At 60.2% G+C, this 4509-nt stretch carries 4 protein-coding genes and 1 pseudogene; 1 reads left to right on the top strand and 4 read right to left on the bottom strand.

The genetic code is table 11. From position 1 onward, the window contains the following. The coding region (locus tag ACOZKU_RS17670; protein ID WP_421579972.1) for a phage tail length tape measure family protein at nt 1-2970 on the bottom strand (2970 nt) is incomplete at its 3' end. Between the two features lie 56 nt (nt 2971-3026). Between ACOZKU_RS17670 and ACOZKU_RS17665 the strand changes: the two genes are divergently transcribed. After that, entirely contained in the window at nt 3027-3335 is a 309-nt protein-coding gene (locus tag ACOZKU_RS17665) for a hypothetical protein (protein ID WP_421579971.1), read from the top strand. Here the strand turns inward: ACOZKU_RS17665 and ACOZKU_RS17660 are convergent. From ACOZKU_RS17660 to ACOZKU_RS17650, 3 genes and pseudogenes are all read right to left on the bottom strand, one after another. Beyond that, nucleotides 3316-3492 (bottom strand): annotated as a pseudogene (locus ACOZKU_RS17660) (phage tail assembly chaperone); the annotation flags it as partial. The gene ACOZKU_RS17665 and the pseudogene ACOZKU_RS17660 sit on opposite strands and share 20 nt — an antisense overlap. A gap of 29 nt (nt 3493-3521) precedes the next feature. Next, complete coding sequence (locus tag ACOZKU_RS17655; protein ID WP_421579970.1) at nt 3522-3908, bottom strand: hypothetical protein; 387 nt, start codon at nt 3906-3908, stop codon at nt 3522-3524. Between the two features lie 4 nt (nt 3909-3912). Next, on the bottom strand, nt 3913-4344 hold the full coding sequence (locus ACOZKU_RS17650) for a phage tail tube protein (protein WP_421579969.1): 432 nt from the start codon (nt 4342-4344) through the stop codon (nt 3913-3915). Nucleotides 4345-4509: the final 165 nt, after the last annotated feature.

Genomic DNA, 4509 nt, shown 5'->3' with positions numbered 1-4509 from the left:
CATGCGGACATGGTCATCACCATTCGCGCCTTGGATCTGCACCGTTAGTGCGGATTCGTTGCGAACGACGCGAGGGCCACCCGAGGGATTAAGGCGCGGCGCGCGAGGGGCATTGATCTTGGTGTGATCCGTGACGGTCTCGCGCGGATGCATGAGGGCGAGAAATCCGCCCTTGCCATCTAGGCCACCCGTTCTGGTGCCTGCGCCCGTGTGGCCGCCGCCATCAAAACCGGGAATCCCGTTGATGAAATTCGACAGCGTCGTGTTGGGCTTGAAGGACGAGGAGAACAGACCACCGAGGTTGATGCCACCGCCTGCCGCCCCGAAGTTCTGCGCGATGGCCTGAAGGCCGCCATTTAGGCCGCCGAGGCCTTTGGTGGCTTCTCCGGCGACGGTCCCAAGACCTTGGATCGATTTTGCCGCTTGGCCGATGCCTTCAAAGTCTCCGACGCCCGCCTTAGCGGCGCCGTACCAGGCGCCCCAGCCGTTCTTGGCGGCGTGATCCAGGGCGAAATCAACCCCGGCCGGGCCGTTCGCTGCAAGAGCGGGGTCAAGGCCAGTCTTAGCCATGAACGCGTTTCCAAGGCCGCCGCCCTTGTACAGCTGGAACGGGCCGAAGGAGGGTTCTCGAACGCCGTTCTTCACGTAATTCGATTGGAGATTCCAGCTATCCAATCCGCCTTCGGACCTTGCGACCTTCAGCGCAACGGCTGGATCAATTCCGCGCGCGGTTGCGGACTGGGAAATGTAAGAAGCGATATCACCGGTAGGCAAAGCAGGCAGCGCGGACCGCGTAACTGCGCCTACCGGGGCTGCGCCTGCACCAAGAAGGTCTCCCAGCGTGGTCGTTGCAGTAAACGGTGACGCACCACCACCCAACTTCGGCATCAGCGCGGAAGCGAGGGCATTACCAATTTGCGAAAACAGGCTTTCCAGCGACTTCTGCATCGCACTGGCGGCTGCAGTTTTTACTGCATCGCCAAATGCTTCGCCGAGACTCTTCCCTTCCGAGATGAGCCCCGTAGAGAACTGCATCGCAAACGACTTGAAGCCGTCGGAGATCTCCTGACCCTGCAGCGACTGCCGGATTGCTTGCGCGTTCTTGCCGTTCAGGTCCTCAGACAAACCATACTGGCGTAGCGTCGTGACGACCTGCTGGTCCTGCTTGGACAGCGATGAGAACCGGGCCTGATTCATCAGGTCCTGCTGGAGTTTGGTCTCGGCCAGCGCTTGCGAGTATTTCTCGTACAGCGCTACCTTCTGCTCAATCTCCGTTCGCTGCTTTGGATTGAGTGAGCGGCCTTTGTCCTCGGCCTGCTGCAACAGCTCCAGCCGGAAGCGCGCCGCATCCGTTGCCACGCCGTATTGCCCGGTGATCTCGACTTCGAGCTGCAACTGGCCGATGCGGTCGTTTGCCGACTTGATCAGGTCGCGGTAAGCGTTGGCAGCTTTCTGGGCGGCAGTCTCCTGCTTCTTGAGCTCCTTGCCGTCGCCGTCCAGAGGTGACGGTTTGTCGCCAGGAACCGGAACTGCGACGCGCTTGCCATCGGCATTGTTGATTGTCGGATTGGCGTCATCGATCCTGCGGCGCGCATCGTCGTAGGCTTTAGCAGCGGCGCGGCGCTGTTCCGGGCCTTCAGCCGAGCCCATAGCTTTGCGGTACGCGGCGAGCGCGCGTTCAGCGGCGCTCATGGCGGGAACAGCTATGTCGGCGAGCTCTTTTAGAGCGTCAGTTAGAGCTGAGACACCAGATGTCTGATCGAGTGCAATCTTTCCGAGACCGGCGATAACGTCTTTGGCGGAGCGGACACGGCGGTCAGCGTCTGCGGCGGCTCGCGAATTGTTTAATAGCTCGTCACCGAGCGTGCGAAGCCCGTCCGGGTCGGTCGCGACAATAGCCTCGATCTGTGTCCGCAGTCTCAGAAAGTCCGGCGCTCCCTCCGCAACGCTCTTGCGGAAGTCGCGAATGGCATCTGCGAATGGTCGGAACCTGGTGGCAACGTCTGACGCACCGCCAGTACGGGCTTGAAGAACGCCCATCATCTTGCTGAATTGGGCAGTAGCAGCCTGGGCTACGTCCTGCTGAACCTTAAGGTTCTCACGGGCCGCGGCCGCAGCTTCTGCTTGGCTTACTTTAACGTAATCGCCAAGACCTTCCGCCGCCACACCATAGGCATCTTTGATCGAGGCAATGGTATCCGCGTGGCTTTTGATGGCCTCGTCGGCTGTTTTAACGTTGCCCGCACTAGTGATGTACTGCGCGAGCGCAGCACCACCAGCGATCAGACCTATGGTAACCAGCGACACTGGGCTAACCAGAGACGCGAACGCCGCACCGAGACCAGCAATTACCTGCTTGCCGCTCCCCATTGTCCCGAGCACGGCGGATAACTGCGTGCCCTGCTGCAAAGCAATCTGCAGCGGGCTCATCCCCATTGCGGATGTGACAGCAATGTCCTGAAATTGCGCAGCGATGTTGGCGGTCTGAAAGCCGCGGGCGCCATGCATGGCTGGCGTATCAGAAAGTGCCGAATTGCGCGCTTTGATGGTCGCGATCGATTTCAGGGCTTCCTGACGCTGCTGCGAGAGGGCCGACGTCATCTCGTTGGCAGAGATCGCGCCGACAGCATGAGCGCGGCGGATATCAGCCTGAGCCGCTTTGTAGTTATTTATCGTCGCAAAGAGCGGGCTGTACTTGGCGCGCAGGCGCTCAAGTTCTTTGCCCTGGTCGGCGAGCGCACCGGTCCATTCCTTCGCGCCTTTCGTGCGGACACCGACCAAGGCGTTGATACGGTTCTGCATCGCCGTAGTCATGGCATTGTCGATGCCGCGGCCGACGGTCTCAAACTGCTTCTGCACGCGCCCGGTTGACGTACCGACTTCCTGCTCGAGCTTTTTCAGCCCACGCCGGATCGTCGCCAAGTCAACGCCAATGGCGATAATCATGTCGTCGGTGGAGTTGTCAGCCAAGGCAGGTTCATCCTAAAATGATGAAGCCCGCGCGAGGCGGGCTTTGAGGTGCTGAAATGGATGTGTGGCTGAAGGCACTGGTCGCCGCAGCATGCGTAGTGATCATCGCAGGCGGTGCACGGTACGCGTGGAGGGATTTTGCCGCCACGCAACAGGGAGCCCAAGCAAAGGTGGTGAGTGAGAGCCCAGCCAGCGCTGAAGTGGAAAGGTCCAACAGCGAAGACTACCTCAAGTGCCGAAACTCATTGCTAAGCAGTGCGCTGGGGGAAGCAAAGCGCTTGCGCGACTGGTGCCGTCAAAACGACTACATTTCCTATGACGAGCAGTTGCGCGTTGAAGGCGTGACTAACCATACCGCGCCATAAGCGCCGCCATCTCACCCTTGGATGGCGCAGCAGGCTTGTCTTCCGCACCGTTTGCTTCATTCCGACCGTTGATGGCTTGGAAGAACTCGGTGAGCGTGGCATCCCAGAAATCGGCTGGCCGCCATTGCAGTCCGCCAAGGCCGATGCGCAGCCAATCGCGCCAAGGGAACGCTGCTTCTTTTCTCTTTAGGCCGCCTTTTCGACGGCCTCCACGTTTCCCTCGTCGCCCTCATCGAAATGATGCGCTAACGCAGTGGAGAATGCCGCCGCACATGCCGAAAAATGCTTCAGATGCAGCTTTTCGATCGCGGCCAAGCGATCACCTCTGACAGTCATCAGTTCGATTGCTGCGACAGTTGCCGCAACCTCGACGCCAGACAGCCGGACGAACAGGTCCTGGAAGCTCTTGCAGTCCAACCGCGTGGACACCGCGGACAGGCCGAGCATGGTGGCGGCGATGACCAAAGGCTCATCGCCGATCCACAGGGCAACCTCGCCGCGGGCACCGTTAACGACCAGCGGGAAGGGTTTTTCGACAGTCGCAGCCACGGTCTTTTTCTCCTCTTTAGCCATGATCTTACGCCTCGGCCGTGAACGTCAGTGCGCCGGCAGCCTCAAACGTACCGTTGAACTGCAGGTCGTTCTCCATGTCGCCGTCGAGCGTGAAGCTCGAGACCATGAACGAACCGGCATAGGTGCCGAGCCCAGGCACGACGACCTGCGCGTTGAAGACCGTCGCGTCGTTCACATGCACCATGAAGGTCTTCATGATCGCGCTGGACACGAACGTGCCGGAACCAGAGAAGGTGCGGCTGGTGATGCCGGGGCGGCTGGTCTTCTGAACCGGGCCGCCCGGATTGGTGCAGCTGGGCTTCGTGGTGTCGACCGTGTTGGCCGAAAGGTCGAAGCTGCGATCCTTGAGGCCGCAGAGATTGGTAAAGACTTCCGGCGATGCTCCGTCGCCGAGTTTGATGAGCAAGGTCCGGCCAAGCTGTTCGCCGTCTGCCATATTATCTCCTTCGCCGGGCGCGCCGGACGTTCTTCAGGTGTGATTTTGAGGAATGCCCGGCCTATGCCAGCGGCTTATGAACCGACGCCGCGAACTCAATCACGGCATGGCTTGTCAGTCCGTCAGGATCGCGAAAAACGCGCGTCTGTCGGTGCATGATGGAAA

This window comes from Shinella sp. M31 (assembly GCF_049199205.1).
In the GTDB taxonomy this organism is placed as follows: domain Bacteria; phylum Pseudomonadota; class Alphaproteobacteria; order Rhizobiales; family Rhizobiaceae; genus Shinella.
Note: the sequence above shows the minus strand (reverse complement) of the source record. Positions and strands in the feature narration are given on the sequence as shown.

Bases quoted from the DNA above. Each gene is read 5' to 3' on its own strand.
- ACOZKU_RS17655 (WP_421579970.1), bottom strand. From the start codon at position 3,908: ATGGCTAAAGAGGAGAAAAAGACCGTGGCTGCGACTGTCGAAAAACCC.
- ACOZKU_RS17650 (WP_421579969.1), bottom strand. From the start codon at position 4,344: ATGGCAGACGGCGAACAGCTTGGCCGGACCTTGCTCATCAAACTCGGC.
- ACOZKU_RS17665 (WP_421579971.1), top strand. From the start codon at position 3,027: ATGGATGTGTGGCTGAAGGCACTGGTCGCCGCAGCATGCGTAGTGATC.